The sequence below is a fragment of the Streptomyces sp. NPDC127106 genome (assembly GCF_042677605.1).
GTDB lineage: Bacteria > Actinomycetota > Actinomycetes > Streptomycetales > Streptomycetaceae > Streptomyces.
In genome coordinates this window covers 33,774-60,206 of record NZ_JBHXTC010000024.1, presented here as the reverse complement: position 1 = coordinate 60,206, position 26,433 = coordinate 33,774, and the positions used below count along the sequence as shown (strand labels likewise).

Annotated in this window: 27 protein-coding genes and 1 tRNA gene; 12 read left to right on the top strand and 16 right to left on the bottom strand. The window is 73.6% G+C overall.

Annotation, left to right across the window (positions count from 1 at the left end; genetic code table 11):
• Positions 1-21: 21 nt before the first annotated feature.
• Positions 22-690 (bottom strand): TetR/AcrR family transcriptional regulator, encoded by a 669-nt coding sequence (locus ACFVGY_RS20915; RefSeq protein ID WP_385679485.1) that lies wholly within the window; start codon positions 688-690, stop codon positions 22-24.
• A 104-nt stretch (positions 691-794) separates the two neighbouring features.
• Between ACFVGY_RS20915 and ACFVGY_RS20910 the strand changes: the two genes are divergently transcribed.
• Together ACFVGY_RS20910 and ACFVGY_RS20905 are read left to right on the top strand one after the other, a co-directional pair.
• Complete coding sequence (locus ACFVGY_RS20910) at positions 795-1,946, top strand: acyl-CoA dehydrogenase family protein (RefSeq protein ID WP_385679483.1); 1,152 nt, start codon at positions 795-797, stop codon at positions 1,944-1,946.
• A gap of 121 nt (positions 1,947-2,067) precedes the next feature.
• The gene (locus ACFVGY_RS20905) at positions 2,068-2,706 is read left to right on the top strand and encodes a TetR/AcrR family transcriptional regulator (protein ID WP_385679481.1); all 639 of its coding nucleotides are present in this window, start codon (positions 2,068-2,070) and stop codon (positions 2,704-2,706) included.
• Between the two features lie 49 nt (positions 2,707-2,755).
• Here ACFVGY_RS20905 and ACFVGY_RS20900 read toward each other — a convergent pair whose 3' ends face one another.
• On the bottom strand, positions 2,756-3,217 hold the full coding sequence (locus ACFVGY_RS20900; RefSeq protein ID WP_385679479.1) for a MaoC family dehydratase: 462 nt from the start codon (positions 3,215-3,217) through the stop codon (positions 2,756-2,758).
• A 98-nt stretch (positions 3,218-3,315) separates the two neighbouring features.
• Between ACFVGY_RS20900 and soxR the strand changes: the two genes are divergently transcribed.
• Positions 3,316-3,759, top strand: coding sequence for a redox-sensitive transcriptional activator SoxR (soxR, locus tag ACFVGY_RS20895; RefSeq protein WP_385679477.1), 444 nt, complete (start codon positions 3,316-3,318; stop codon positions 3,757-3,759).
• Here soxR and ACFVGY_RS20890 read toward each other — a convergent pair.
• The 4 genes from ACFVGY_RS20890 to ACFVGY_RS20875 all read right to left on the bottom strand — a co-directional run bounded on the left by ACFVGY_RS20890 (position 3,740) and on the right by ACFVGY_RS20875 (position 8,408).
• Complete coding sequence (locus ACFVGY_RS20890; protein WP_385679475.1) at positions 3,740-4,681, bottom strand: 3-keto-5-aminohexanoate cleavage protein; 942 nt, start codon at positions 4,679-4,681, stop codon at positions 3,740-3,742. The two genes, soxR and ACFVGY_RS20890, sit on opposite strands and share 20 nt — an antisense overlap.
• The gene (locus ACFVGY_RS20885; protein WP_385679473.1) at positions 4,678-5,418 is read right to left on the bottom strand and encodes a hypothetical protein; all 741 of its coding nucleotides are present in this window, start codon (positions 5,416-5,418) and stop codon (positions 4,678-4,680) included. Before ACFVGY_RS20885 ends, ACFVGY_RS20890 begins: the two co-directional genes overlap by 4 nt.
• A gap of 153 nt (positions 5,419-5,571) precedes the next feature.
• Complete coding sequence (locus ACFVGY_RS20880) at positions 5,572-6,993, bottom strand: serine-threonine protein kinase (protein ID WP_385679471.1); 1,422 nt, start codon at positions 6,991-6,993, stop codon at positions 5,572-5,574.
• Positions 6,994-7,109: 116 nt separating this feature from the next.
• Complete coding sequence (locus ACFVGY_RS20875; RefSeq protein WP_385679563.1) at positions 7,110-8,408, bottom strand: exo-beta-N-acetylmuramidase NamZ domain-containing protein; 1,299 nt, start codon at positions 8,406-8,408, stop codon at positions 7,110-7,112.
• 123 nt (positions 8,409-8,531) lie between these two features.
• On the opposite strand from ACFVGY_RS20875, the gene ACFVGY_RS20870 reads away from it, so the two are divergent.
• From ACFVGY_RS20870 to ACFVGY_RS20860, 3 genes are all read left to right on the top strand, one after another.
• Positions 8,532-9,302 carry an SDR family oxidoreductase gene (locus tag ACFVGY_RS20870; protein ID WP_385679561.1) on the top strand — a complete coding sequence of 257 codons (771 nt, stop codon included), beginning with the start codon at positions 8,532-8,534 and terminating at the stop codon, positions 9,300-9,302.
• Between the two features lie 98 nt (positions 9,303-9,400).
• Positions 9,401-11,023, top strand: coding sequence for an AMP-binding protein (locus ACFVGY_RS20865; protein ID WP_385679559.1), 1,623 nt, complete (start codon positions 9,401-9,403; stop codon positions 11,021-11,023).
• Positions 11,024-11,105: 82 nt separating this feature from the next.
• Positions 11,106-11,711, top strand: coding sequence for a TetR/AcrR family transcriptional regulator (locus tag ACFVGY_RS20860; protein ID WP_385679469.1), 606 nt, complete (start codon positions 11,106-11,108; stop codon positions 11,709-11,711).
• Between the two features lie 143 nt (positions 11,712-11,854).
• Here the strand turns inward: ACFVGY_RS20860 and ACFVGY_RS20855 are convergent, their stop codons facing one another.
• The 7 genes from ACFVGY_RS20855 to ACFVGY_RS20825 form a co-directional block, all read right to left on the bottom strand.
• Positions 11,855-13,075, bottom strand: a complete 1,221-nt coding sequence (locus ACFVGY_RS20855; RefSeq protein WP_385679467.1) for an acyl-CoA dehydrogenase family protein — start codon at positions 13,073-13,075, stop codon at positions 11,855-11,857.
• 11 nt (positions 13,076-13,086) lie between these two features.
• Positions 13,087-14,127, bottom strand: coding sequence for a phosphotransferase family protein (locus ACFVGY_RS20850; RefSeq protein ID WP_385679465.1), 1,041 nt, complete (start codon positions 14,125-14,127; stop codon positions 13,087-13,089).
• Positions 14,128-14,377: 250 nt separating this feature from the next.
• Positions 14,378-15,289: an MBL fold metallo-hydrolase gene (locus tag ACFVGY_RS20845; RefSeq protein WP_385679463.1), complete on the bottom strand. Its 912-nt coding sequence runs from the start codon at positions 15,287-15,289 to the stop codon at positions 14,378-14,380.
• Between the two features lie 78 nt (positions 15,290-15,367).
• On the bottom strand, positions 15,368-15,664 hold the full coding sequence (locus ACFVGY_RS20840; protein ID WP_385679461.1) for a hypothetical protein: 297 nt from the start codon (positions 15,662-15,664) through the stop codon (positions 15,368-15,370).
• A gap of 83 nt (positions 15,665-15,747) precedes the next feature.
• Positions 15,748-16,074, bottom strand: a complete 327-nt coding sequence (locus tag ACFVGY_RS20835) for a DUF202 domain-containing protein (RefSeq protein WP_385679460.1) — start codon at positions 16,072-16,074, stop codon at positions 15,748-15,750.
• A 4-nt stretch (positions 16,075-16,078) separates the two neighbouring features.
• A complete protein-coding gene (locus tag ACFVGY_RS20830) occupies positions 16,079-16,477 on the bottom strand; it encodes a YidH family protein (RefSeq protein ID WP_385679459.1) in 399 nt (132 codons plus the stop codon).
• A 21-nt stretch (positions 16,478-16,498) separates the two neighbouring features.
• Positions 16,499-17,032 (bottom strand): NUDIX hydrolase, encoded by a 534-nt coding sequence (locus ACFVGY_RS20825; RefSeq protein WP_385679457.1) that lies wholly within the window; start codon positions 17,030-17,032, stop codon positions 16,499-16,501.
• Between the two features lie 84 nt (positions 17,033-17,116).
• Between ACFVGY_RS20825 and ACFVGY_RS20820 the strand changes: the two genes are divergently transcribed.
• Positions 17,117-18,772: an FAD-binding dehydrogenase gene (locus tag ACFVGY_RS20820; protein WP_385679455.1), complete on the top strand. Its 1,656-nt coding sequence runs from the start codon at positions 17,117-17,119 to the stop codon at positions 18,770-18,772.
• Positions 18,773-18,884: 112 nt separating this feature from the next.
• Here the strand turns inward: ACFVGY_RS20820 and ACFVGY_RS20815 are convergent, their stop codons facing one another.
• Positions 18,885-19,310 (bottom strand): ASCH domain-containing protein, encoded by a 426-nt coding sequence (locus ACFVGY_RS20815; RefSeq protein ID WP_385679453.1) that lies wholly within the window; start codon positions 19,308-19,310, stop codon positions 18,885-18,887.
• Positions 19,311-19,600: 290 nt separating this feature from the next.
• Here ACFVGY_RS20815 and ACFVGY_RS20810 point away from each other — a divergent pair, with 290 nt between their 5' ends.
• The 3 genes from ACFVGY_RS20810 to ACFVGY_RS20800 all read left to right on the top strand — a co-directional run bounded on the left by ACFVGY_RS20810 (position 19,601) and on the right by ACFVGY_RS20800 (position 23,832).
• Positions 19,601-20,548 carry a hypothetical protein gene (locus tag ACFVGY_RS20810; protein ID WP_385679451.1) on the top strand — a complete coding sequence of 316 codons (948 nt, stop codon included), beginning with the start codon at positions 19,601-19,603 and terminating at the stop codon, positions 20,546-20,548.
• 63 nt (positions 20,549-20,611) lie between these two features.
• Complete coding sequence (locus ACFVGY_RS20805; RefSeq protein WP_385679449.1) at positions 20,612-22,165, top strand: APC family permease; 1,554 nt, start codon at positions 20,612-20,614, stop codon at positions 22,163-22,165.
• Positions 22,166-22,395: 230 nt separating this feature from the next.
• Positions 22,396-23,832 (top strand): amino acid permease, encoded by a 1,437-nt coding sequence (locus tag ACFVGY_RS20800; protein WP_385679447.1) that lies wholly within the window; start codon positions 22,396-22,398, stop codon positions 23,830-23,832.
• Positions 23,833-23,918: 86 nt separating this feature from the next.
• Here the strand turns inward: ACFVGY_RS20800 and ACFVGY_RS20795 are convergent, their stop codons facing one another.
• Both ACFVGY_RS20795 and ACFVGY_RS20790 read right to left on the bottom strand, forming a co-directional pair.
• Complete coding sequence (locus ACFVGY_RS20795) at positions 23,919-24,278, bottom strand: zinc ribbon domain-containing protein YjdM (RefSeq protein ID WP_385679445.1); 360 nt, start codon at positions 24,276-24,278, stop codon at positions 23,919-23,921.
• A gap of 89 nt (positions 24,279-24,367) precedes the next feature.
• Positions 24,368-24,455 (bottom strand) — tRNA-Leu (locus ACFVGY_RS20790).
• A 163-nt stretch (positions 24,456-24,618) separates the two neighbouring features.
• Here ACFVGY_RS20790 and ACFVGY_RS20785 point away from each other — a divergent pair.
• Together ACFVGY_RS20785 and chpH are read left to right on the top strand one after the other, a co-directional pair.
• Positions 24,619-25,944 carry a M20/M25/M40 family metallo-hydrolase gene (locus ACFVGY_RS20785; RefSeq protein ID WP_385679443.1) on the top strand — a complete coding sequence of 442 codons (1,326 nt, stop codon included), beginning with the start codon at positions 24,619-24,621 and terminating at the stop codon, positions 25,942-25,944.
• Between the two features lie 129 nt (positions 25,945-26,073).
• Positions 26,074-26,307 carry a chaplin ChpH gene (gene chpH, locus ACFVGY_RS20780; RefSeq protein WP_385679441.1) on the top strand — a complete coding sequence of 78 codons (234 nt, stop codon included), beginning with the start codon at positions 26,074-26,076 and terminating at the stop codon, positions 26,305-26,307.
• Positions 26,308-26,433: the final 126 nt, after the last annotated feature.

The window sequence follows — 26,433 nt, the reverse complement described above, 5'->3', positions numbered from 1 at the left end:
ACGTCCCGGCCCGGTCGCGCGTCAGTCCGCCTGCCGCGCGGTCAGGGCCTCGTACTGCAGGGCCAGGCCGTCCAGCAGGGCGGTCAGGCCCGTTTCGAACGCGCCCTCGTCCACCTCGCGCTGCCGCTCGGCCAGCAGATGGGCCTGGCCCAGGTGGGGGTAGTCCGCCGGGTCGTACGCGGCCTCGTCGTCCACGAAACCCCGGGCGAAGGACCCCATCGCCGAGCCCAGGATGAAGTACCGCATCAGAGCCCCGATCCGCGTCGCCTGCGCGGGCGGCCAACCGGCTGCCGTCATGGCCCCGAACACCGCGTCCGCCAGCCGCAGCCCCGCCGGGCGTCGCCCCGGGCCGCGCGCCAGTACCGGCACGATGTTGGGGTGGTCGGCCAGCGCGTCCCGGTACGAGTGCGCCCACGCCCGCAGCGCCTCCCGCCAGTGCGGGCCGACCCCCGCCGGGCCCTCGAACGCCGACAGGTCGACCCGCGCGCTCACCGCGTCGGCCACCGCGTCCAGGATCTCGTCCTTGGTGCGGAAGTGGTTGTACAGGGAGGGGCCGCTGACGCCCAGTGCGGCCGCCAGCCGGCGCGTGGAGACGGCCTCCAGCCCCTCCGCGTCCACCAGGGCGCCCGCCGCCTCCACGATGCGGTCGCGGCTGAGCAGGGGCTTGCGCGGTCTGGCCATGCGCCACATAGTAGGGCCTGCCCACCCGAAACTACCGCTGCTAGTTAAAGGCTCGGCGGCCTGCCGCGCTCCGATGCTGCCGCCGCCCCACCCACCACCCCCGGAGGTGCCCGGTGAACCTTGAGCTCAGCGCGGAGCAGGCCGCGGTGCGCAGCCTCGCCCGCGAGTTCACGACCCGTGAGGTGGCCCCGTACGCCGCCGAGTGGGACCGCGCCGAGAGCGTGGACCGGGCCATCGTGAAGAAGCTCGGCGCCCTCGGCTTCCTCGGCCTGACCGTCCCCGAGGAGTACGGCGGCTCCGGCGGGGACCACCTCGCCTACGTGCTCGTCACCGAGGAACTCGGCCGTGGCGACTCCGCCGTGCGCGGCATCGTCTCCGTCTCCCTCGGCCTGGTCGCCAAGACCCTCGCCGCTTGGGGGACCGAGGAGCAGAAGCGCGCCTGGCTGCCCCGTCTCTGCTCCGGCGACGCGCTCGGCTGCTTCGGCCTGACCGAGCCCGGCACCGGCTCCGACGCCGCCGCCCTGACCACCCGTGCCGAACGCGAGGGGGACGCGTACGTCCTCACCGGCAGCAAGATGTTCATCACCAACGGCACCTGGGCCGACCTCGCCCTGGTCTTCGCCCGCACGGGCGGGCGGCCCGGCCACCGCGGGATCTCCGCCTTCCTCGTCCCCACCGACACCCCCGGCTTCGCCCGCCGCGAGATCCACGGCAAGCTCGGGCTGCGCGGCCAGGCCACGGCCGAACTCGTCCTCGACCGGGTCCGCGTTCCCGCCTCCGCGATGCTCGGCCCGGAGGGCAAGGGCTTCTCGGTGGCGATGTCCGCCCTGGCCAAGGGGAGGATGTCGGTCGCCGCCGGGTGCGTCGGCATCGCCCAGGCGGCACTGGACGCGGCCGTCTCGTACGCGGCCGGCCGCGAGCAGTTCGGCAGGCCCATCGCCCACCACCAGCTCGTCCAGGAGCTGATCGCCGACATCTCGGTGGACGTGGACGCGGCCCGCCTGCTGACCTGGCGGGTGGCCGACCTGATCGACCGCGGCCGGCCCTTCGCCACCGAGGCGTCCACCGCCAAGCTCTTCGCCTCCGAGGCGGCCGTGCGCGCCGCCGGCAACGCCCTCCAGGTGCACGGCGGTTACGGTTACATCGACGAGTACCCGGCGGGCAAGCTGCTGCGCGACGCCCGCGTGATGACCCTGTACGAGGGGACCAGCCAGATACAGAAGCTGTTGATCGGCCGCGCCCGCACCGGGGTCTCCGCCTTCTGACCCCGCCGGCCCTTCCGGGCCCGGCCCCTCGGCCCGCCCGTCGCTCACCACAAGGCGCTAAGCGCTTGCTCACCCTCCGGTAAGGTATTCCTTCCGACAGTGACGAGAAGGTGGGCGAGCGATGGACAGCGCGGCGGAGACGACGGGCGGCTACCGGCCGTGGTCGGAGGTCACCCCCGACGCCGCGCGGCGGCTGCTGATCGCCGCCGTCGAGGCGTTCGCCGAGCGCGGCTACCACGCCACCACCACGCGTGACATCGCCGGGCGGGCCGGCATGAGCCCCGCCGCGCTCTACATCCACTACAAGACGAAGGAAGAGCTGCTCCACCGGATCAGCCGGATCGGCCACGACAAGGCGCTCGACATCCTGGAGACCGCGGCCGCCGGCCCGGGATCCGCGGCCGACCGGCTCGGTGCGGCCGTTCGGTCCTTCGTGCTGTGGCACGCGGCGCACCACACCACCGCGCGCGTGGTCCAGTACGAGCTCGAAGCCCTCGCTCCGGAGCACCGCTCCGAAATCGTGGCACTGCGCCGGCAGAGCGATGCCGTGGTGCGCCGGATCCTCACCGACGGCGTGGCGGCGGGGGAGTTCCAGGTTCCGGACATCCCCGGCACCACGCTCGCCGTCCTGTCCTTGTGCATCGACGTGGCCCGCTGGTTCAACGCCGCCGGCCGCCGCACGCCGGAGGAGGTCGGCGAGCTCTACGCCGGCCTCGTCCTGCGCATGGTGGGCGCGGCCGCGGCGCCCGCTCCGAAATAGTACGGCCGGCCTCCGAAGTAGTACGGCCGGCCTCCGAAGCCGTACCGCCTCAGAAGTAGTACCGCGACACCGACTGGGCCACGCACACCGGCTTGTCGCCGCCCTCGCGCTCGACCGTGACCGTCGCCGCGACCTGTACGCCGCCGCCCGCCTCGGTCACGTCGGTGATCACGGCGGTGGCACGCAGCCGGGAGCCGACTGGCACCGGCGCCGGGAAGCGGACCTTGTCCGTGCCGTAGTTGATGCCCATCCGCATGCCCTCGACCCGCATGATCTGCGGCACGAGGCTCGGCAGCAGCGACAGCGTCAGATAGCCGTGCGCGATCGTGGAGCCGAAGGGTCCGGACGCGGCCCGCTCCGGGTCCACGTGGATCCACTGGTGGTCCCCGGTGGCGTCGGCGAACAGGTCGATCCGCTTCTGGTCCACCTCCAGCCATCCGCTCGGACCGAGCGGACGGCCGATTCCGGCGCGCAGTTCCTCGGCGGACGTGAAGATCTTCGGCTCGGCCATGCCTCTCCCTCTCCCAGGACGAATAAGCGCTTGCTCAGCATGCGGGGACCGCATGTATCTGTCAACGGATTCCGGCAGGGCCGACTACCCTCGGCCTCGTGCCGCAGATTCCCGAGAAAATCCATGAACTCACCGTCGGCCAGCTGTCCGCCCGCAGCGGCGCGGCCGTCTCCGCGCTCCACTTCTACGAGACCAAGGGCCTGATCAGCAGCCGCCGCACCTCCGGCAACCAGCGCCGCTACAGCCGCGACGCCCTGCGCCGGGTGGCCTTCGTGCGCGCCGCCCAGCGGGTCGGCATCCCCCTCGCCGCGATCCGTGACGCACTCGCCGAGCTGCCCGAGGAGCGCACGCCCACCAGGGAGGACTGGGCCCGGCTCTCGGACATGTGGCGCAGCGAGCTCGAACAGCGGATCACTCAACTGGAGAGGCTGCGCGATCATTTGACGGACTGCATCGGCTGCGGCTGCCTGTCCCTGAAGACCTGCGCCCTGTCCAACCCGGACGACGTCTTCGGTGAACGGCTCACCGGCTCGCGGCTGTAGCACCGCCACCGCCGGCCCCACCGCCATCTCCAGCCCCATCGGTATCGGCCCGGCGGCCCGCGGCCCCAGCGCCGGCAGCCTCCTGCGCCGCCGCCACCAGCGCGGCGTTCGAGCCGGCCGGCCGCCCGTCGGGCAGTCGCAGTACGTCGCCCAGGCCGATCCGCGCGTCCGCGCCCCAGCGCACGGCCATCCGCAGCACCGGCCAGGCCGCGGCCTCCCGCCCGTACAGCAGCACGGGCCCCGCCGCGGGCCGGCGCAGCGCAGCCACCAGCCCCACCAGCGCAGCCGGATCGGCTGCCGCGGGCACCACTGCCACCTCCACCGCGGGCCGGACCCGCGCGGCACCCGCCGGCTCCGGCCCCCGAGAGGCGAGGAACCGCGCCAGCAGCCCGAGTCCGGCCACCCCGACGGCGCCGCCCGCACCCACGGCACCACCCACACCCACAGCACCACCAGCACCCACAGCACCCACAGCATCGGCCGCGTGGCCCGCGGCACCCTCCTCGGGCACCGCGCCCCCCACGACCACCGCGTCCACCGCCACGCCCCGCGCCAGCAGCGCCCCGGCCAGCGCCGCCGCCCCCGGCTCCGCGAAGTGCACGCTGGCCCGCTGCGGGAGCACCGTCCAGGACCGGACCCGCTCCAGCCGACCCGCCGGATCAGGCTCGGCGGCGAGGCTCGCGCACACCGAAAGCGGTACGGACACCCCCGCGCCCCGCAACGCCTCCAGCAGCGGCCCCACCACCCGGGGCGACAGACTCTCCCGGCCGCACGGGGTCCGCGGGTGCACCAGCACCTCCGTGGCCCCGGCGGCGACCGCCTGGAGCGCAGCCCCCGCCAGGTCCCCGGGGGACAGCGGCACGACGGCACCGTCGGCGGCGCCGCGCGCACCGTTCAGCGACACCTGGAGCCGCAGGCTCACGCCGCCCCGGCCGAGGCCGACACCGACGCGCGCATCCCGTCCGCCGGCGACGCCCAGGCCGAGTCCGCGAGCGCCGGCCTGGGCACCACGATCCCGCAGCCCGCGCAGACCGGGCCGTCCCAGGCCCACGCTCCCTCCCACGACCCGTGCCCCGCCCGGCTCCCGGCCCGCTGCTGTTGCTGCTGCCCGGACCCGGACCCCGCGGCACGCCCCGATCCGGTTCCGTGTCCCGCCGCGCGTCCCGGTCCGGGCCCCCGTCTCGGCCCCGGAACCGGGGCGGGCCAGTGCAGCTCCTGCTCACCGCAGACCGGGCAGCCCGTCCCCGGCTCCGACTCCAGGGCCGCGACCAGCCGCCGCAGCACCTCGGCCAGGGTGCCGTCCGGCCGCACCCCCGGGTCGGCGCAGCGGACCACCGCGTCCCCGCTGCCGTTCCACGCCCATTCCGGCCGGCGCAGCCCGTCGTGCTTCTCGCGCCGCCGCCGCTCCGCGAACTGCCGCTCGTACTCCAGCCAGACCGCCCGCGCCTCCTCCAGCTCCTCCAGGGCCGCCACCAGCCGCTGCGGATCCGCCGCCCGGTCCTCCGGGGCGATCCCGTGCCGGTCGCACAGGTGCCACCACGTCGCCCGGTGCCCGTACGGTGCGAACCGCTCCAGGCACCGGCGCAGCGAATGGCGCCGCAAGGCACGGTCGTTGCGCGCATCCCGCACCTGGTAGGCCAGGCTCCGGAAACCTGCCATCACACCTTCACCTCCGCCTCGCGCGCCCAAGTCCACACCGCGGCGTCGTGCTCGGTCGCACGACGACGCACCGTGAGATGTGCCCAACATGCCCGGTCGGGTGCGGGCGCATGCGGGGGCGGTCGAGGCGTACGGGTGGCACATGGCCGGAACTCAGCGCCCCATGCGCCCCGCAGCCACCACGACCCGGGCCAGTTCCGCGTGGCAGATGTCGCTGTGCGCCCCCGACGGCGGCCCGCCCCGCCGCACCACGGACGCCGTGTCCACACTGACGCAACCGGCCGCCGGGACGCCCTCGCGCAGGGCCGCGTCCAGGGTCAGCCGCGGCACGCCCGGCACCGCCCGCACCCCGTCGTACCCGACCGCGCCCCAGCGGTGGTCGAAGCCCAGCAGACCGGCCGAATCCCCTGCCATCCGGGAGGCCAGCGGGTAGAAGACCTTGAGCGCCGCATCGTGTGCGGAATGGCATGCCACCACCGGCCCGTCGACCCGGTGCTGCAGGCCGCGCAGAGCACCGCCACGCCCTGCGTCGTGGGGGAGGCGGTCGGCGAACGCGTACTGGGAGAAGGCTCCTTGGAGCAGCGTCACGGACTTCACGTACCGGGCGCCGTCCGGCACCGCGCGCAGCGAGAACGACACCAGCCGGGCCCCGAAACTGTGGCCGATCAGATGGACCCGCAGGCCCGGCCGCCGCCCCGCCAGCTCGGCGAGGACCGGGCCGAGGCCGCGCTCGCCGACGACTCCGGCCCGCTTCTTCATCTGGTAGTACGTGGCCTGCCGCAGCAGTTCCTTGGCCCCCCGCCACAGCCCGCGCGGGGGCCCGCCGACGGCGGGCGCGGCCCCGGCGGGGTCCTCGGCCGCGGGCCCGCCCGCCTCGGCGAGCCCGTCGGCCAGCGCCAGGCACGCCGTCTCCACGTCCTCGGCGAAGATGGCGGGAACCGCCCCCGCGGCACCGGCGCCTCCGCCGTCGCCCCTACCTCCGCCGTCCTCCCTGCCTGCGCCGTCGCCCCTACCTCCGCCGTCCTCCCCGCCGCCCGCCGCTCCGAGGTCCACCAGGTCCCGTACCAGCGCACCGAATTCGGCGAGGGCCTCCGCCGATCCGGGCCGCTCCTCCAGCAGTCCGGCGATCCGGTCCAGCTCCGCGCCCCTGCCCGGCCAGAACGCCGCGAGCGCCTCCCGGGTGGCGGGTTCCAATGCCGTCCCGTGGCCGGGCCCGGTGAGTGCGCCGGGCGGGTCGAAGTCCGGGATCGGCTCGTCCGCGAAACGGATCGAGGGCCAGACGACGCCCACGTACCCCGGCCGTACCCCCGGCCCCACCAGCCCCGGGAAGGGCGCGAAGAAGCGGTCGTACAGGCGGGTCGAGGTGGTCCGGTCACTGTTCCAGCCGTGCGCGAAGACCAGCAGGTCCGTGGCCTCCAGGGCCGCCACCGCCCGCACCGCGGCCCCGTCCGCGTCGCCCTCGGCGTCGAAGGTCAGTTCCGCATACGGACCGACGCCGATCCCGGCGGCCCCCGCTACCCCGGCCGCCCCCGCCGCCCCGACGGTACCTGCCGCCCCGCCCGTTCCCGCCGCCATGGGTTCCCCCTCCGCGCCGCGCTCCACCGGTGCCGTACCTGCCCGCCGTGCCGTGGCGTACAGCATCCTGCTGCGGCCCCCACCCGGCCAGACCCCTGCACCCACGGATCCGGCGCCTACGGATACAGCAGGTACCGCTCCCGCACCGCCGCGAACGCCGCCAGCCCCGCCGCCCAGTCCGCCGCGATCTCGTCCACCCCCGCGCCCGCGTCCACCAGCAGCCGGACCCGGTCCGATCCGGTCAGCCGGTCGATCCAGTGGTCCGACCGCCAGGCGAACCCGCTCCACGACCGGCGCGCCGTCACCAGCAGCCCGATCCCCGCCCGGACCGGATCGAACGCCTCCCGGTCGTGCACGATCAGCCGGACCCCGCCGCACAACTTCCCGGCGAACTTGGAGAACGTCGGCGTGAAGTACGCCTCCCGGAACCACACACCGGGCAGCCCCAGCGCGTCGGCCGCCTCCGCCCACCGCCGGTCGATGCCCTCCGCGCCCACCACCTCGAAGGGCGTGGCCGTCCCGCGCCCCTCGGACAGGTTGGTGCCCTCGAACAGGCAGGTGCCGGCGTACGCGAGCGCCGTGTCCGGCGTCGGCATGTTCGGGCTCGGCGGCACCCAGGGCAACCCGGTCCCGTCGAAGAAGGAGTCCCGCCGCCAGCCGGTCATCGGCACCGTCCGCAATCTGACCGGCTTCGCCGCCAGGAACTCGCCGTTGAACAGCGCCGCCAGCTCGGCCGCCGTCATCCCGTGCGCCAGCGCGATCGGCTCCCGGCCCACGAAGCTCGCGTGGGCCCGGTCCAGTACGGGCCCCGCGGCCCGCCGCCCGCCCACGGGGTTGGGCCGGTCCAGCACCACGACGGCCTTCCCGGCCAGCGCGGCAGCCCGCATGCAGTCGTACAGGGTCCAGATGTAGGTGTAGAAGCGCGCCCCCGCGTCCTGGATGTCGAAGACCACGGTGTCGACGCCCGCCGCCGTGAACACGTCCGCCAGCTGCTGCCCGCTCTTGCCGTACGTGTCGTACACCGGCAGCCCCGTCGCCGGGTCCCGACCGGCCCCCTCCGAGCCGCCCGCCTGCGCGGTCCCGCGGAACCCGTGCTCGGGCCCGAACACCGCGACCAGCCGGACCCGCGCGTCGGCGTGCAGGACGTCGACCAGGTGACGGGCGTCAGCGGTGATGCCGGTGGGGTTGGTGACCACTCCGACCCGCTGCCCGTCGAGTACGGCGTAGCCGTCCGCGGCCAGCACCTCGAAGCCCGTCCGCACCCGGCCGGCCGCCTTCCCGGCATCCGCCCCATCTGCCGCGCCCGCAACGCCCCTTGCGGCCCCGGCAGCCCCGACCACCCCCGCGGCCCCCAGGGCCCCGGCCGCGCCCGCTTTCCCCGCCACTCCCAGCAACCCCCGTCGCGACAGCGACAGCCTCAGCGTCATCCCGCCACGCTAGGCCCCGGCCCCCTTCCACCCTGCCATACCGACCGGTTAGTCTGCCGGGCGTCCCGGCACCCGGCCCCCGGCCGCACAGGAAAGGTGAACCCCGTGAGCGTGAGCGCGAGCCCGTACCAGGACCAGCGAGTCGTCGTCACCGGCGCAGGCGGCGGCATCGGTGCCGCTCTCGCCCGCCGCTTCGCCGCCGAGGGCGCCACCGTCGTCGTCAACGACCTCGACGCCGCCGGGGCCGCCTCCGTGGCCGGCGAGATCGGCGCCCGCGCGATCGCGCTCCCCGGTGACGCCTCCGCGGTCGCCGCCGAGGCGCGCGAGGCGCTCGGCGGGGAGGTGGACATCTACTGCGCGAACGCGGGCCTCGCCTCGGGCGGCGACGCCTTCGCCGACGAGGCCGTGTGGGAGGCGGCCTGGGACACCAACGTCATGGCGCACGTCCGGGCCGCCCGGATCCTGCTCCCGCAGTGGCTGGAGCGCGGGAGCGGACGCTTCGTGTCCACCGTTTCGGCCGCCGGGCTGCTCACCATGATCGGGGCGGCCCCGTACAGTGTCACCAAGCACGGTGCGCTCGCCTTCGCGGAGTGGCTCTCGCTGACCTACCGCCACCGGGGCATCCGGGTCCACGCCATCTGCCCGCAAGGGGTCCGCACCGACATGCTGACGGCCGCGGGCTCGGCAGGTGAACTCGTCCTCGCGCCGACCGCGATCGAGCCGGAAGCAGTGGCGGACGCACTGTTCGACGGTATGGAGAAGGGCCGGTTCTTGATCCTCCCGCACCCCGAGGTGGCGGACTTCCACATCGCGCGCGCCACCGACCCCGACCGCTGGCTGAACGGCATGAACCACCTCCAACAGAAGTGGGAGGGCAGGTGACCCAGGCCCCGCCCCCGGCCTCGGCCCCGCCCTCGCCCCCGGCCTCGGCCCCGCTCCAGCCCCCGGCCGCGCCCTCCCCGTACGCCGCCAAGCCGTGGCTGAACCTCCTCAGCCCGGCCCAGCGCGACCCCGTGGACGCGCCGCCCACCGTGCTGCACGCCTTCCGGGCCGCCGCCGCCCGCACCCCCGGGCGGACCGCGCTCGCCTACTTCGACGGCCGCATCGGCTACGCGGAGGCGGACGCGCTCTCCGACTCCGTCGCCGGGTACCTCGCGGCCCACGGCATCGGCCGCGGCGACCGGGTCGCCGTGCTGCTCCAGAACACCCCGCACTTCGCGCTGGCCGTCCTCGCCGCCTGGAAGGCCGGGGCCGTCGTGGTCCCCCTCAACCCCATGTACAAGGAGGCCGAGGCCCGGCACATCCTGCGCGACTCCGGGGCCGCGGCGCTGATCTGCGACGACCTGGCCTGGCCGGCCCACCTGCGCCGCGCCACCGCCGGGACCGCCGTACGGACCACCCTGACCGCCTCCGAGCTGGACTTCCAGACCCGCGACGACGTACGCGTCCTGCGACCCGGGCGGCAGCCCCAGGCCCCCGACGCCGCCGACCTCGCCGCCGTCGCCCGCCGGGGCCACCCGGCCCCGCCCGACCCCGGGCTCACCGCCGCCGACACCGCCCTCATCAGCTACACCTCCGGGACCAGCGGCACCCCCAAAGGGGCGATGAACCCGCACGGCGCCCTCACCCACAACGCCCGGCGGCAGGTCAGTGGCCATCCGATCGCCGAGGGCTCCGGCTACTTCGCCCTCGCCCCGCTCTTCCACATCACCGGCATGGTCTGCGAACTCGCCGCCTGCTTCCTCAACGCCGGCACCCTCGTCCTCGCCCACCGCTTCGACGCGGGCGCCGTCCTCGACGCCTTCCTCGAACACCGCCCCGCCTACACCATCGGCCCCGCCACGGCGTTCATGGCCCTGGCCGCCCACCCCGCCGCCACCCCGGACCACTTCGCCTCGTTCCGGGTGACCTCCTCCGGCGGCGCCCCGCTCCCGCCGGCCCTGGTCGCCCGGCTGCGCACCGCCTACGGTCTCCACCTGCGCAACGGATACGGCCTCACCGAGTCCACCGCCGCCGTCGCCGCCGTCCCCGCGCACCTCGAAGCCCCCGTCGACCCCGCCTCCGGCACCCTCGCCGTCGGCCTGCCCGGCGCCGACACCGCCGTCCGCATCCTCGACGACCGGGGCGCCGAGGTGCCCCTCGGCGAGACCGGGGAGATCGCCGTCCGCGGCCCGCAGGTCGCGTCCGGCTACTGGGGCCTGCCGGAGCAGACCGCCCGCGCCTTCCCGGGCGGGGAACTTCGCACCGGGGACGTCGGGTTCATGGACCGGGACGGCTGGCTCTACGTCGTCGACCGCAAGAAGGACATGATCAACGCCTCCGGCTTCAAGGTCTGGCCGCGCGAGGTCGAGGACGTCCTCTACGCCCACCCCGCGGTCCGCGAGGCCGCCGTCGTCGGTGTCCCGGACCCGTACCGCGGGGAGACCGTCAAGGCGTACGTGAGCCTGCGCCCCGGAGCCTCGGCCGGGCCGGCGGAACTGGCCGCCCACTGCGCCGCCCGCATGGCCGCGTACAAGTACCCGCGGCAGGTGGAGATCCTGCCCGCCCTGCCGAAGACGACGAGTGGCAAGATCCTGCGACGGGAGCTGCGCGACCGTGGCTGAAAACGGTCGGACGGTCGTACAGTCGGCTGCGCCGGCCGCACCGGTCGCAGCACCCGCGGAACAGAAAGGGAGGGCCAGCGCCATGGCTGCCAGGACGACGGAGCCCGCGGGCACCCACGAGACCCCGGTGCCGCAACGGCTGCTGGCCGTGGCCACGCGGCTCTTCGCCGAACGCGGCTACGACCGCACCTCCGTCCAGGAGATCGTCGAGGCGGCCGGGGTCACCAAGGGCGCCCTCTACCACTACTTCGGCTCCAAGGACGACCTGCTGCACGAGGTGTACGCGCGGATGTTGCGCCTCCAGCAGCAGCGCCTCGACGCGGTGGCCGACTCCGACGCCCCCGTCGAGGAACGGCTGCGCACCGCCGCGGCCGACGTCGTGGTCACCACCATCGAGAACCTCGACGACGCGATGATCTTCTTCCGGTCGATGCACCAGCTCAGCCCGGAGAAGCACAAGCAGGTGCGGGCCGAGCGCCGCCGCTACCACGAGCGCTTCCGCGCCCTGATCGAGGAGGGCCAGCGCACCGGCGTGTTCTCCACCGCCACCCCCGCCGACCTGGTGGTGGACTACCACTTCGGCTCCGTCCACCACCTGTCCACCTGGTACCGGGCGGACGGCCCGCTCACCCCGCAGCAGGTCGCCGACCACCTCGCCGACCTCCTGCTGCGCGCCCTGCGCCCGTAGCGGTGTAGCGGCGGGACCGGCCCGCCGCCCGGAGCCGCCCGGGCCGGCGGGACCGGCCCGTTGCCCGGAGCCGCCCGGGCCGGCGGGACCGGCCCGTTGCCCGGAGCCACCCGGGCCGGCGGCACCGCCCGGAACCGCCCGGGTCAGCGGTACTGCTTCAGCTCCCGGTGCGCCAGCGAGCGCTGGTGCACCTCGTCCGGTCCGTCCGCGAGCCGCAGCGTCCGCGCCGCCGCCCACAGCTCGGCCAGCGGGAAGTCCTGGCTCACCCCGCCCGCACCGTGGAGCTGCACCGCGTCGTCCAGGATGCGCACCACCGCACGCGGGGTGGCGATCTTGATGGCCTGGATCTCGGTGTGCGCCCCGCGGTTGCCGACCGTGTCCATCAGCCAGGCCGTCTTCAGCACCAGCAGCCGCAGCTGCTCCACCGTGACCCGGGCGTCCGCGATCCAGTTCTGCACGACCCCCTGCGCGGCCAGCTCCTTCCCGAAGGCCGTACGCCCCACTGCGCGCCGGCACATCAGCTCGATCGCCCGCTCCGCCATGCCGATCAGGCGCATGCAGTGGTGGATCCGGCCGGGGCCCAGCCGGGCCTGGGCGATCGCGAAGCCGGCGCCCTCCCCGCCGATCAGGTTCGCGGCGGGCACCCGGGCCCCGTCGAAGACCACCTCGGCGTGCCCGCCGTGGTCGTGGTCCTCGTACCCGTACACGGTCATCGCCCGGCGGACCTCGACGCCCGGGGTGTCGCGCGGGACCAGGACCATCGACTGCTGGCGGCGCGGATCGGCCCCGTCGGGATCGGTCTTGCCCATCACGATGAACACCCGGCAGTCCGGGTTCATGGCGCCGGAGATGAACCACTTGCGCCCGGTGACCACGTACGCGTCCCCGCTCGCGGAGCGCTCGATCCGGGTCTCGATGTTGGTGGCGTCCGAGGAGGCCACCTCGGGCTCGGTCATCGCGAACGCGGACCGGATCTCCCCTTCCAGCAGCGGCTCCAGCCACTGCTTGCGCTGCTCCTCGCTGCCGAACTGCGCGAGCAGTTCCATGTTCCCGGTGTCCGGGGCGGCGCAGTTGGTCGCCGTCGGGGCCAGGTGCGGGCTACGGCCGGTGATCTCGGCGAGCGGGGCGTACTGGAGGTTGCCGAGGCCGGCGCCGTAGCGCGGGTCGGGCAGGAAGAGGTTCCACAGACCGCGGCGGCGCGCCTCGGCCTTCAGCTCTCCGAACACGGCCGGGGTGTCCCAGGGCGAGGCCAGCCGCGCGCGCTGCTCGGCGGCGACGGGCTCCGCCGGGTACACGTACTCCTCCATGAACGCGAGGAGCTGCTCGCGGAGTTCCTCGGTCCGGGCGTCGAATGCGAAATCCATGGCGGGGTGCCTCAGCCTTCCTGGAGGGTCGTCAGACCGTGTTCGATGAAGACCGGGACCAGTTCGCCGATCCGGTCGAAGCCCTCGCCCACCGTCTGTCCGAGGGTCCAGCGGTAGTGGATGCCCTCCAGGATCACGGCGAGCTTGAACCAGGCGAAGGCCGTGTACCAGGCGATCTCCCCGGTGTCCCGGCCGGAGCGGGCGGTGTAGCGCTCGATCAGCTCGGCCGGCGCCGGATGGCCGGGCGCGGCGCTCGTCGTGCTGACGGGCGAGTCGGTGAGCCCCAGGTCGGAGCTGTACATCACCAGCAGTCCGAGGTCGGTCAGCGGATCGCCGAGGGTGGACATCTCCCAGTCCAGCACCGCCCGGACGGTGTCCCCGGGCCCGCCGACCAGCACGTTGTCGAGCCGGTAGTCCCCGTGCACCACGGTGGCGGCGGGGGAGCGGGGCAGGGCGCGGCCGAGCGCCCCGTGCAGCTCGTCGATGCCGGCGAGGTCCCGGCCCCGGGAGGCCGCCAGCTGCTTGGCCCAGCGGCGCAGCTGCCGGTCCAGGAAGCCCTCGGGCCGGCCGAAGTCGCCGAGGCCGACCTCGTGGGGGTCCACCGCGTGCAGGTCGACCAGGGTGTCCACCAGGCCCAGCACCACCTGCCGGGTCCGCCCGGGCCCGAGCGCGGCCAGCTTCCCGGCGGTGCGGTACGGTACCCCGTCCACGAACTCCATGACGTAGAACGGGGCCCCCAGCACCCCATCGTCCTCGCACAACAGGACGGGTTCGGGCACCGGGACGGCCGTGCCGTGCAGTGCCTCGATGACCCGGTGCTCGCGGCGCATGTCGTGTGCGGTGGCCAGGACGTGCCCGAGCGGTGGGCGGCGCACCACCCAGCGGCCGGTCCCGTCGCCCACCTCGTACGTGAGGTTCGAGCGGCCGCCCTCGATCAGCCGGCCGCGCAGCGGCCCGGCCAGGAGCCCCGGGCGCACGCGCTCCAGATGGCCGCGCAGCCGTTGCAGGTCGAGGCCCCGGGGGTCGGCGGCCGGGGCAGGCGCTGAGGTCATGGTGCACACCTCCGTACGGAAGTTGACGGTGACGGAGGCCATCATGCCGACCAGTCGGTATGGCGTCCAGTGCGCGGGGCCCCGACACGGGCCGACGACCCGCGGTCGGAGCGCGGAAGCCCAGGTCCGGAAACCCGGTCCCGGAAGCCCGGTTCCGGAAGCCCGGATCCGGAGGCACGGTTCCGGACCTCGGCCCGGAGGCCCGGGCCCGGGAGTCAGGGGCCCGGGAGTCGGGGCCCGGAGGCCCTGCTCAGGCGTGGCAGAGGATCGGCTGCCCGCCGTTCATCACCGTCATGTCCCCCAGCACCGCCGCGATGTCCAGCGGAGCCCCCTCCGGCCCGCCCGCCAGCTCCGCGTACGCCCGGTGCAGGTTCGCCACCAGCCGCTCGCTCTCCCGCCAGAGCGCGAACTCCCCGAGGTCCGCCGCCTGCGCCACCTCCAGCGGGCCCATCCCCTTCGCCGCGCCCTCCCGGGCGAGCTCGGCCACGTACCGCAGGTAGCGCTCGGTGGACGCGTACGCCGACGGCTCGGTCAGCGGCCCGTGGCCCGGTACGACGGTCTCCGCGTCCAGGGAACGCAGCAGCTCCAGCGCGCGCAGCGAACCGGCCAGCGAGCCCATCGCCAGGAACGGGGTGCCCCCGGAGAAGATCAGGTCGCCGGTGAAGACGACCCGCTGCCGGGGCAGCCAGACGATCGAGTCCCCGGTCGTGTGCGCCACGCCCGGGTGGATGACCTGCACCTCCGTGGCACCGAGGTGCAGGGTCATGCGGTCGTTGTAGGTGAGGTCCGGCGGGGTGATCTCGATCGCGCCGAAGTCGGTCGCGGGCCAGATCATCTCCAGCTGGTGTCCGGCGGCGAGCTGCTCGGCGCGGGCGTCGTCGTGCCCGACGATCAGGGCTTCCGGGGCGAACACGCCGTTGCCGTAGGTGTGGTCGCCGTGGTGGTGGGTGTTGACCACGGTGCGCGGCAGCGGCACCCCGGCCGCGACGACCGCCTCGCGCAGGGCCAGCGCCCTGCGCTCGGTGGCGGCGGTGTCGACGAGCAGCGTCCGCCCGCCGTCGCTGACGAAGCCGGCGTTGTTGAGGCACCAGCCGCCGTCCGGCTGGACGTAGGCGAACACCCCGTCCGCGGGCTGGACGACGTACGGCTTCTCGGCGGTCATCTACGCACTCCCCGGGTCGCTGTGACAGGTGATCGGCATCCTGCCAGCCGGGGCCCGGCGCGGGGGAGAGGGGGTGCGTCAGTGGTCGTCGTAGTGGCCGTCGTGCGCGGCGTGCCGGTGGCCGTCGTGCAGGTAGTCCAGGTGGTCGCCGTGGCGGACGGAGTCGTGCCCGCAGCCCTCGCCGTGCGTGTGCGCGTGGCCGTCGTGCGGGGTGTGGGCGGTCGTTTCGCACTCGTCCCAGTGGCCGGCGTGCTCGCGGTGCAGGTGGCCGTCGTGGGCGTAGTCCACGTGGTCGCCGTGCGCGACCTCCGCGTGCCCGCAGCCGGGGCCGTGCGCGTGTGCGTGCGTGGTGTGTTCCTGGTGCAGGGTCGTCATGGCGCAGAGGCTAGTGGGCTACCTCCCGTTTCGCCCGTTGTGCACCAAGTGGCGTGGACAGGTCGCACGATCCGACGGGCAGCTCAGACGATGACCGCCACCGCGAAGACCGCCAGCGCCACCGCGCACGCCACCGCCGCCAGCGCGGCCCGCGGAGCGAGCCCCGGCGGCCGGGCCACGGCCAGCTCCCGGATCCGCCGGTGCGCCACCCCCAGGAACAGCAGCCAGACCAGCGCGATCACCGCCGCCCCGGCCACGTCCGCCGAGCCGCCCGAGCCGCGCAGCGCCTGCCGCAGCGCCAGAACCGCCACGACCGAGCACGCCAGCGTCGTACGCCGCCACGCCAGCCGCGTCCGCTCCGGCTGGAGCCCCGCGTCGCGGCCCTCCGCGGCTGCGGACGGACCCGTCACCGCGTCACCCCCCGTCCGTCCAGCCCAGCAGCACGACCACCACCATCGCCGCCGCGACCAGCCCCACCCCCAGGCTCAGCAGCACCGGGAACCGGGACAGCGGCAGGTCCTCGCCCCGCCGCATCGCCCGCTCGCAGCGCACCCAGTGGTTCACCGCCCGCAGTGCACAGGCCGCGCCCACTCCCAGCAGGGCGAGGGCCATCCCGACGCGCACGCCCCAGCGCAGGTCCGGCAGGAACTGGTCCACCGCGAAGCCGCCGCCCACCAGGGCGAGGGCGGTCCGGATCCAGGCCAGGAAGGTCCGCTCGTTGGCCAGGGAGAACCGGTAGTCGGGCGTCTCGCCCTCGTCCCGCAGCCGCTGCGGCGCGAACCAGAGCCGGACGTCCTTGCCGAAGTCGATCACCCGGCCAATCTACGTCCCGGCCTACGTCCCGGTCTGCGTCCGGGCCGCACGGAAGGCCCGCAGCCGCCGGTACGCCTCCAGCCCGTCCGGCACCCAGGGCCACTCGCCGCCGTCGGCCCGGGCCGCCAGCTCCTCCTCCGGCAGCCAGTCGTGCCAGGCCACCTCGGACTCCTGCGGCCGCACCGGCAGCTCGCAGCGCACCTCGTGCACGTACGACCACCACGCCCCGCCCGGGCCCTCGTAGAGGAACTTGAACAGCGGCTCCGGCTGCGGTAGCCCGGACACCCCCAGCTCCTCCTCGGCCTCCCGCAGCGCGGCCGAGGCGTAGTCCTCGCCCGCGCCCAGCACCCCGCCCACGAACATGTCGTAGTGCGACGGGAACACCAGCTTCGACGCGGTCCGCCGGTGCACGAACACCCGCCCCGCCGCATCCCTGGCCAGCACGAACACACACCGGTGCAGCAGCCCGCGCGCGTACACCTCGCCGCGCGGCGCCTGCCCGGTCACCCGGTCCTCGCGGTCCACCACGTCCAGCACTTCATCAGCAGCACTCACACGGTTCATCCAACCACCGCCATTGACGGGTTACCGCTCCGTAGCCAAGGATCTGCCCCACCAGCGACCGGAGGACGACTTCGCATGACGTACGACGCAGACGTGATCGTGATCGGGGCCGGGCTCGCGGGCCTGGTGGCCACCGCCGAGCTCGTCGACGCGGGCCGCACGGTGATCCTGCTCGACCAGGAGCCCGAGCAGTCCCTCGGCGGCCAGGCGCACTGGTCCTTCGGCGGCCTTTTCTTCGTCGACTCACCCGAACAGCGCCGGATGCGGATCAAGGACAGCCGCGCCCTCGCCCTCCAGGACTGGCTCGGCACCGCCGGCTTCGACCGCCCGGAGGACACCTGGCCCCGCCGCTGGGCCGAGGCGTACGTCGACTTCGCCGCCGGCGAGAAGCGGCCCTGGCTGCACGCCCGGGGCGTCCGCTTCTTCCCCGTGGTCGGCTGGGCCGAACGGGGCGGCTACGGCGCCCTCGGCCACGGGAACTCCGTGCCCCGCTTCCACATCACCTGGGGCACCGGTCCGGGCCTGGTCGAACCCTTCGCCCGGCGGGTCCGCGCCGGGGCCGACCGCGGCCTGGTGCGACTGAAGTTCCGCCACCGCGTCACCGGAATCTCCCGGACCGCGGGCGCCCTGGACACCGTGACCGGCGAGATCCTGGAGCCGTCCGCCGCAGAACGCGGCACCGCGAGCAGCCGCAAGCCCGTCGGCGGCTTCCAACTGCGCGCCCAGGCCGTGATCGTGGCCAGCGGCGGCATCGGCGGCAACCACGACCTCGTACGCAAGCAGTGGCCCGCCCGGCTCGGCACCCCGCCGCAGCGGATGCTCTCCGGGGTCCCGGCGCACGTGGACGGGCTGATGCTGGGCATCGCCGAGGACGCGGGCGCCCGCCACATCAACCAGGACCGGATGTGGCACTACACCGAGGGCATCGAGAACTGGAACCCGATCTGGGGCCGCCACGGCATCCGCATCCTGCCCGGCCCCTCCTCGCTCTGGCTGGACGCCACCGGCAGCCGGCTGCCCGTACCGCTCTTCCCCGGCTTCGACACCCTCGGAACCCTCGACCACATCATGCGGACGGGCCACGACCACACCTGGTTCGTGCTCAACCGGCGCATCATCGGCAAGGAGTTCGGCCTGTCCGGCTCCGAGCAGAACCCCGACCTCACCGGCAGGTCCGTGCGCGACGTCATCGTCCGCGCCCGCCAGGCCGTCCCGGCACCGGTCCGGGCCTTCATGGACCGCGGCGCGGACTTCGTCGTCGAACGCGACCTGTCCGCCCTGGTCCGCGGCATGAACGCGGTCACCGGGGAGGACCTGCTCGACGAGGCCGCCGTCCGCCGGGAGATCGAGGCCCGGGACCGGGAGATCACCAACCCCTTCACCAAGGACCTCCAGGTCACCGCCATCCGCGGCGCCCGCAAGTACCTCGGCGACCGGCTGATCCGCACCGCCGCACCCCACCGCATCCTGGATCCCGGGGCCGGCCCGCTGATCGCCGTCCGACTGTCCGTCCTGACCCGCAAGTCCCTCGGCGGCTTGGAGACCGACCTGTCCTCCCGGGTGCTCACCGAGTCCGGCGACCCGCTGCCCGGCCTGTACGCCGTCGGCGAGGCGGCCGGGTTCGGGGGCGGCGGGGTGCACGGCTACCGTGCGCTGGAGGGCACCTTCCTCGGCGGCTGCATCTTCTCGGGCCGTGCGGCGGGCCGGGCCGCGGCGGCAGCGGTGGGCTGAGCCCAAGCGCTCCGCGGGAGGTGCCGTGACGGGCCGGCGGTCGCCCGCGGGCCGTCGTGACCGGTCGCGCAGTTCCCAGCGCCCCTTCGGGCGCTGCCCCGTACCCGTTTTTTCAGCCGATCCGCTCGACGACCCGGAACCGCTCCGCGATCACCAGGGTGTCGTCGTCGACCGTGTAGTGCGGATCGCCGAGCGCCTCCCGGATCGGGTCGCTGTGCCAGAAGTCCTCGTGCGAGGCGCGCCATTCGGCCACCGACGCGTACCCCTCGCCCTCGTCCAGCGCGTGCTGGAGGTCCACGTCGGCGAGCCGCACCACCCGCACCTCCGTGACCTCCACCACCGCCACCGCCCGCTCGTCCGAGTCCACCAGCACGCAACGGTCGCCCGGCTCGGGCAGCGGCTCGCCCTCGGCCTCGTACTCCGGCAGCAGACCCGTCGTGGAGGTCTTCGCACCGCTCAGTACGGCCGCCACCAGCGCGTCGCGCAGCGGTCCCGGGAAGCCCAGCGGATAGGGAGGAAGGTCGTCGTACGTCGTCATGGGCCCACCCTACGGGCCTCCCCGGCACCCGCCCCGAACCGGAACGTGAACCTCAACTCTCCGCCAGCCAGCACTAGTTGAAACGCGCCACCCGGTGGACTGGACCTTGACTCGGAGCTGTACCTACCGGTTTGCTGTGCGTGATCATCCCGCGTCGCGCCCGAAGCCCCCGTCGTGCGTGCGTACCGGCTCCTCGTCGTTCCGTCATGTCCGTCGTTCCCGTCGTTCCCGTCGTTCCCGTACGTGCCGAACCGTCCGCCCGCGCCCGTGTTCCTGGAGGGAAACCGCGGATGTCCCCGCCTCCGCCGCCCCTCGGCCGCGCCCGCAAGCGGGAGGCCCAGCTCTTCGATCCGGCCCTGTGCGACACCGAACTCGTCGACGTCCGCACCCAGTTCACCCAGGGCCGGTGGGCCAGGGCCCGCGCCCTGCTGGCCGGCACGGGGGACGACTGGGACCGCCGCGGCCACCGGATCGTCGTCCTCGCCGAAACCCCGGCCGCGACCGCGTGGGCGGACGAATGGCTGCTCGCCGAACCCGACAGCGCCGACGCCGCCACCCTCCTCGCCTGCGCCGCCGTCTTCAACGCGCTGCGCACCAAGGGCACTCCGGAAGCCGCCGAGCAGGCCTGCCACCGGGCCGCCGCCCTGCTGCCCGCCGACCCCACCCCCTGGCTCGGCCTGCTCATGCTGTCCCGCGCCTTCGGCTCCCAGGAGGAGTTCAGCCGCCACTTCGACCAGGTCCGGGCCCGGCACCGGGAGCACCACCACGCCCACCACCTGATGGTCGCCCGCCTCGCCGAGCACGCCCCCGCCGCCGGCCAGGACCCGCTCCACGAGGTCTACGACTTCGCCGCCTGGGCCGCCGAGGAGTCCCCGGCCGACTCCCCGCTCGCCGTCCTCCCGGTCATCGCGCACGCCGAGCGCTACCGGGTCCTCGCCGCCGCCCACGGCCGCAGCCCCGACGGCGCCGCCGCCCACTGGTCGAGCCGCCGCGCCCGCCAGGTGCTGCGCGCCGCCTTCGACTGGTGGCTGGAGTGGGAGCGCGAGGACCACCCCCGCAACCGGGTCGACCTCAACTTCCTCGCCCACGCCAAGCTCTGCGAGGGCCGACCCGCCGAGGCCGCCGCCCTGTTCCACCGCATCGGCAGTCACGCCACCCGGGCCCCCTGGTCCTACCCCGACCTCGACCCCCGCAAGGCGTTCCTCGCCGCCCGCAACGCCGCGCTCGGCACCGCCTGACGGCGGGCCGCCGACGCACCACCCCCGCACCGCTCGACCTTCCTTCCCCCGAAAGGACACCCCATGGCGACGGGCAGACCCACCACGCTCGGCACCCCGCCCGGCAGCGCCGAGATCCGCACGTACAAGGGCCAGGAGCGGGCCCTGCGCGCCGACCGGCTCGGCACTGCCGGCCTGCTGCTCTCCGTACTGGCCGCCAGCGCCCCCCTGATGGTGGTCGCCGGTGTGATGCCCACCACCTTCGGCGTGATGGGCATCGTCGGACAGCCCCTGCTGTTCGTCATCCTCGGCATCGTGCTCGCCCTCTTCGGCGTCGGCTACGCCGAGATGAGCCGCCACGTCCACAACGCCGGAGCCTTCTACGCGTACATCGCCCGCGGCCTCGGCCCCACCGCCGGCGCGGGCGCCTCGCTCGTCGCCCTCGTCGCGTACAGCGCCATGCAGGTCGGCGTCTACGGCATCCTCGGCTTCGAGGTGTCCGGCCTCTTCGCCACCTACCTCAAGATCGATCTCGTCTGGTGGGTCCCCGCCCTGGCCGCCGTCGCCGTCACCGGCGCGCTCGGCTGGCTCAAGATCGACCTGAACGCGCGGGTCCTCGGCGTCCTGCTCCTCATCGAGTGCGCCCTCGTGGTCGTCTTCGACGCCGCTGCCCTCGCCGACCCCGGACCGCAGGGCCTCTCCCTGCACGCCTTCGACCCCGCCACCCTCGGCGGCGCGGGCCTCGGCACGGCCCTGTGCTTCTGCATCGCCGCGTTCGTCGGCTTCGAGCAGTCCCCGGTCTACGCCGAGGAGACCAGCAAGCCCCACATCGTCGTCTCCCGCGTGATGTTCCTCGCGGTCGGCTTCGTCGCCCTCTTCTTCGCCCTGAGCGCCTGGGCCCTCACCGTCGCCACCGGCCCCGCCGAGGTCGTCAAGACCGCCGCGGAGGCCGGCCCCGGACTGCTCTTCCAGCTCACCGAGGAACGCCTCGGCGCCACCTTCACCGACGTCCTGCACGTGCTGTTCCTGACCGGCATGTTCGCGGCGATGCTCAGCTTCCACAACGTCGTCGCCCGCTACGCTTTCGCCATGGGGCGCGAGGGCCTCCTCCCCGCCGCCTTCGGCCGCACCAACCCCGGCACCGGCGCCCCCGCCACCGGCTCCCTGCTCCAGACGGCCGTCGCCACCCTCGTCGTCCTCGCCTTCGCCGTCACCGACGACAAGCCGAACGGCGACCCCACCGTGCCCGTCCTGCACCTGTTCACGTGGATGGGCAGCGTCGGCGCCCTCGGCGTGACACTTCTCATGGCCGCGGCCTCCGTCGCCGTCATCGCCTTCTTCGTCCGCCGCGGCACCGCCGCCGCCCAGCTGTGGCGGCTCCTCGCGGCCGGAGCCGCCGGCCTCGCGCTCCTCGGCATCGCCGCGTACACGGTGAAGGACTTCGGGGTCCTGGTCGGCGCCGGCGAGGGCTCCGTGCTCAGCTGGGTACTGCCCGGCATCATCGGCGCCGCCGCCGTGGGCGGCCTGCTGTACGGGCTCGTGCTGCGCAGCCGGAAGCCCGAGGTGCACGCCCGGATCGGCCTGGGGAACGAGGCGTTCAGGCTCGACCAGGCCGCGGGGGCCGCCCCGCGCGACTGACCGCCCGGCGGACGGCCGCCGCCCTCGCTTTCACCCCCGCCATAGGCCCCCGACACCTGTTTCCAAGGTCGTCGGGGGCCTTCGTGCTCAGGGCCGGGTTTTGGCCACGGCCGAGGCTCATGGTCTCCTATGGCGACAAAAACCACCGGAACCCGCACAGGTGACACCACCCAGCTCCCCTGCACGGCGGCCCGGACCTGCCTGTCCCACCCACGAAGGCGAAGTCCCACATGAGTGACCGCACCTTGACCGAGGCCGCCGCCCCGGTCACCGCCTCCCACGTCGACGCAGGTGACGAGGGTTACAGCAAGGACCTCAAGTCCCGCCACATCAACATGATCGCCATCGGCGGGGCGATAGGCACCGGCCTCTTCCTCGGCGCCGGCGGCCGGCTCGCCGGCGCGGGCCCCTCCCTCGCGATCGCGTACGCGGTGTGCGGCATCTTCGCCTTCTTCGTCGTACGGGCCCTCGGCGAGCTCGTCCTGTACCGCCCCTCCTCCGGCGCGTTCGTGTCGTACGCGCGTGAGTTCATGGGCGAGAAGGGCGCCTACACGGCCGGCTGGCTGTACTTCCTGAACTGGTCCACGACCACTGTGGCCGACATCACGGCCGCCGCCACCTACGCCCACTTCTGGTCGATGTTCACCAGCATCCCGCAGTGGGTCCTGGCCCTGATCGCCCTCGCCGTGGTCCTCACCGCGAACCTGATCTCGGTGAAGTACTTCGGCGAGATGGAGTTCTGGTTCTCCCTCATCAAGGTCGCCGCCCTGGCGATCTTCCTGGTCGTCGCCATCTACCTGGTCGCCACCAGCCACGACATCGGCGGCCACACCCCGGGCCTGTCCACCATCACCGACAACGGCGGCATCTTCCCGTCCGGCGTCCTCCCGATGCTCCTCGTGGTCCAGGGCGTGGTCTTCGCCTACGCCTCCGTCGAGCTGTGCGGCGTCGCCGCCGGCGAGACCGAGAACCCCGAGAAGATCATGCCGAAGGCGATCAACTCGATCATGTGGCGCGTCGGCCTCTTCTACGTCGGCTCCGTCGTCCTGCTCGCGATGCTCCTCCCGTACACCGCGTACTCCTCCGACCAGAGCCCCTTCGTCACCGTCTTCGACAAGCTCGGCATCCCCGGCACCGCCGGCATCATGAACCTCGTCGTGCTGACCGCGGCCCTCTCCAGCCTGAACTCCGGCCTGTACTCCACCGGCCGCATCCTGCGCTCGATGGCCATGTCCGGCTCCGCCCCGAAGTTCACCGCCCGCATGAACAAGGGCAAGGTCCCCTACGGCGGCGTCCTGTTCACCGCCGCCTTCGGCCTCGCCGGCGTCGGCCTGAACTACCTCATGCCGAAGGACGCCTTCGAGCTCGTCCTGAACTTCGCCTCGCTCGGCATCCTCGGCACCTGGGCCATGGTCATGATCTGCTCGCTGTTCTTCTGGCGCCGCTCCCAGGCGGGCCTCGTCGAGCGCCCCGCCTACCGGCTGCCCTGGGCCCCGTACACCCAGATCATCACCCTGGTCTTCCTCCTCTCGGTGCTGGTCCTGATGTGGCTCGACGGCGGCGTGGGCCGCACCACCGTCCTGTGCGTCCCGGTCATCGCCGCCCTGTTCGTCGGCGGCTGGTACCTGGTCCGCGGCCGCGTGGCGGAGCTCGCCGCCCGCCGCTGACCCCCTGAACGACGAAGGACCCCCCGCCGACGGGCAGGGGGTCCTTCGTCGTCCCGCGGGCTCACCGGCCCCGCTGCGGGCCCGGATCAGGCCTTCTTCACCACGCTGGACTTCAGCTGCATCGCCCCGAAGCCCTCGATCCGGCAGTCGATGTCGTGGCCGTCCACGCCGTCCACGAGACGGATGTTGCGCACCTTGGTGCCGGCCTTGATCCCGGAGGCGCTCCCCTTCACCTTGAGCGCCTTGACGACGGTGACGGTGTCGCCGTCCTGCAGGACGTTGCCGACGGAGTCCCGGACGACCCGCTCGCCGGCCGCGTCCGCGCCGGGCTCCCCTTCTTCGGCGGGGACCCACTCGTGGCCGCACTCGGGGCAGACCACGAGCGCGTTCATCTCATAGGTGTACGCACAGGAGCATTTCGGGCAAGGGGGAAGATTCTCGATCACGTTCCCAGAGTAGCCCCGTCCCTGCGGTCGCGTCGCTCGCGGGGAGGAGCCGGGAAAGCAAAGAACCCCACGTGAAGTGGGGTTCTCAGTGGTGTCCGAGGGGGGACTTGAACCCCCACGCCCGATAAAGGGCACTAGCACCTCAAGCTAGCGCGTCTGCCATTCCGCCACCCGGACTAGGTGTCTGTCTCGCGGCCCTTGGCCGTTCCGACGTGGAAAACATTACCAAACATTCCGGGGTGCTCGATCACCCCCCTGCGGCCGGAGACGCCCTTGGGCGGAGCGGGCCGAAGCGGGAGGATGGGGAGGCAGTCGGACCGATCAAGTGGGAGGAAGCAGCGTGAGCCAGTCGAGCGCGGGCAGGACCGTCTCCGGCGAGGACGAGGTCGTCGACCTCTGCAGAGACCTCATCCGGATCGACACCAGCAACTACGGGGACCACTCGGGCCCCGGCGAGCGCAAGGCCGCCGAGTGGGTCGCCGAGAAGCTCGCCGAGGTCGGGCTCGAACCGCAGATCTTCGAGTCCCACAAGGGGCGCGCCTCGACCGTCGCCCGGATCGAGGGCGAGGACCCCTCCCGTCCCGCGCTGCTGATCCACGGGCACACCGACGTGGTGCCGGCGAACGCCGCCGACTGGACGTACGACCCGTTCTCCGGCGAGATCGCCGACGGGTGCGTGTGGGGCCGCGGCGCCGTCGACATGAAGGACATGGACGCGATGACGCTCGCCGTCGTGCGCGACCGGCTGCGCAGCGGCCGCAAGCCCCCGCGGGACATCGTGCTGGCCTTCCTGGCCGACGAGGAGGCGGGCGGCCTGTACGGCGCCCGGTACCTCGTGGACAAGCACCCCGGCCTGTTCGAGGGGGTCACCGAGGCCATCGGCGAGGTCGGCGGCTTCTCGTTCACCGTGAACGAGAACCTGCGGCTGTACCTGGTGGAGACCGCCCAGAAGGGCATGCACTGGATGCGGCTCACCGTGGAGGGCACGGCGGGCCACGGCTCGATGACGAACACCGACAACGCCATCACGGAGCTCTGCGAGGCCGTGGCGCGACTCGGCCGCCACCAGTGGCCGGTGCGCGTGACCAAGACCGTACGGTCCTTCCTGGACGAGCTCTCGGACGCGCTGGGCACCCCCCTCGACCCCGACGACATGGACGCCACCCTCGCCAAGCTGGGCGGCATCGCCAAGATGGTCGGGGCCACGCTGCGGAACTCGGCCGCGCCGACCATGCTGGGCGCCGGCTACAAGGTGAACGTCATCCCCGGCCAGGCCACCGCCCACGTGGACGGCCGTTTCCTGCCCGGCTACGAGGACGAGTTCTTCGCCGACCTCGACCGGATCCTCGGCCCGCGCGTGAAGCGGGAGGACGTGCACGCCGACAAGGCCCTGGAGACCGACTTCGACGGCCGGCTCGTCGACGCCATGCAGAGCGCGCTCAAGGCGGAGGATCCGATCGCGCGCGCCGTCCCGTACATGCTCTCCGGCGGTACCGACGCGAAGTCCTTCGACGACCTCGGCATCCGCTGCTTCGGCTTCGCGCCGCTCCAGCTGCCGCCGGAGCTGGACTTCGCGGGGATGTTCCACGGGGTGGACGAGCGGGTGCCGGTGGAGGGGCTGAAGTTCGGGGCACGGGTCCTCGACCGATTCATTGACAACTGCTGAGAATCGCGAAGGTGTGCGCATTCCACTGAGAAGAGTGAATGCGCTCATACGCTCGTAGCCCCGGTGATCCCTCCTCGTTACAGGTGGTGCGGTCCGCGGCTGGGACCGCATTGCCTACTAGGAGGAACAATGCTGAAGAAGGTTGTGGCCGCTGCTGCCGCCACCGGTGGTCTCGTTCTCGCCGGTGCCGGCCTCGCCGTTGCCGACGCGGGCGCCCAGGGCGCGGCCATCGGCTCCCCCGGTGTCCTGTCCGGCAACGTCGTCCAGGTCCCGATCCACATCCCGGTGAACGTCTGCGGCAACACCATCAACGTCGTCGGCCTGCTGAACCCGGCCTTCGGCAACACCTGCGTCAACGCCTGACGCACCTGAAGTCTTGGGCCCCGGAACGCATCCCAGCGTTGCCGGGCCGGCCCGGGGGGGGGCCCCGGCGGGCGGCTTTTTGATGGGGGGGGTGACACACCAGCGCCCCGCGCGAGCCGGGCGCCC

Excerpts from the sequence above, each read along its gene's own strand:
- chpH (WP_385679441.1), top strand. The coding sequence starts at position 26,074 with ATGCTGAAGAAGGTTGTGGCCGCTGCTGCCGCCACCGGTGGTCTCGTT.
- ACFVGY_RS20860 (WP_385679469.1), top strand. The coding sequence starts at position 11,106 with ATGGCTGCCAGGACGACGGAGCCCGCGGGCACCCACGAGACCCCGGTG.
- ACFVGY_RS20815 (WP_385679453.1), bottom strand. The coding sequence starts at position 19,310 with ATGACGACGTACGACGACCTTCCTCCCTATCCGCTGGGCTTCCCGGGA.
- ACFVGY_RS20915 (WP_385679485.1), bottom strand. The coding sequence starts at position 690 with ATGTGGCGCATGGCCAGACCGCGCAAGCCCCTGCTCAGCCGCGACCGC.
- ACFVGY_RS20805 (WP_385679449.1), top strand. The coding sequence starts at position 20,612 with ATGGCGACGGGCAGACCCACCACGCTCGGCACCCCGCCCGGCAGCGCC.
- ACFVGY_RS20855 (WP_385679467.1), bottom strand. The coding sequence starts at position 13,075 with ATGGATTTCGCATTCGACGCCCGGACCGAGGAACTCCGCGAGCAGCTC.
- ACFVGY_RS20845 (WP_385679463.1), bottom strand. The coding sequence starts at position 15,289 with ATGACCGCCGAGAAGCCGTACGTCGTCCAGCCCGCGGACGGGGTGTTC.
- ACFVGY_RS20800 (WP_385679447.1), top strand. The coding sequence starts at position 22,396 with ATGAGTGACCGCACCTTGACCGAGGCCGCCGCCCCGGTCACCGCCTCC.
- ACFVGY_RS20885 (WP_385679473.1), bottom strand. The coding sequence starts at position 5,418 with ATGGCAGGTTTCCGGAGCCTGGCCTACCAGGTGCGGGATGCGCGCAAC.
- ACFVGY_RS20880 (WP_385679471.1), bottom strand. The coding sequence starts at position 6,993 with ATGGCGGCGGGAACGGGCGGGGCGGCAGGTACCGTCGGGGCGGCGGGG.
- ACFVGY_RS20900 (WP_385679479.1), bottom strand. The coding sequence starts at position 3,217 with ATGGCCGAGCCGAAGATCTTCACGTCCGCCGAGGAACTGCGCGCCGGA.
- ACFVGY_RS20810 (WP_385679451.1), top strand. The coding sequence starts at position 19,601 with ATGTCCCCGCCTCCGCCGCCCCTCGGCCGCGCCCGCAAGCGGGAGGCC.
- ACFVGY_RS20905 (WP_385679481.1), top strand. The coding sequence starts at position 2,068 with ATGGACAGCGCGGCGGAGACGACGGGCGGCTACCGGCCGTGGTCGGAG.
- ACFVGY_RS20850 (WP_385679465.1), bottom strand. The coding sequence starts at position 14,127 with ATGACCTCAGCGCCTGCCCCGGCCGCCGACCCCCGGGGCCTCGACCTG.
- ACFVGY_RS20820 (WP_385679455.1), top strand. The coding sequence starts at position 17,117 with ATGACGTACGACGCAGACGTGATCGTGATCGGGGCCGGGCTCGCGGGC.
- ACFVGY_RS20840 (WP_385679461.1), bottom strand. The coding sequence starts at position 15,664 with ATGACGACCCTGCACCAGGAACACACCACGCACGCACACGCGCACGGC.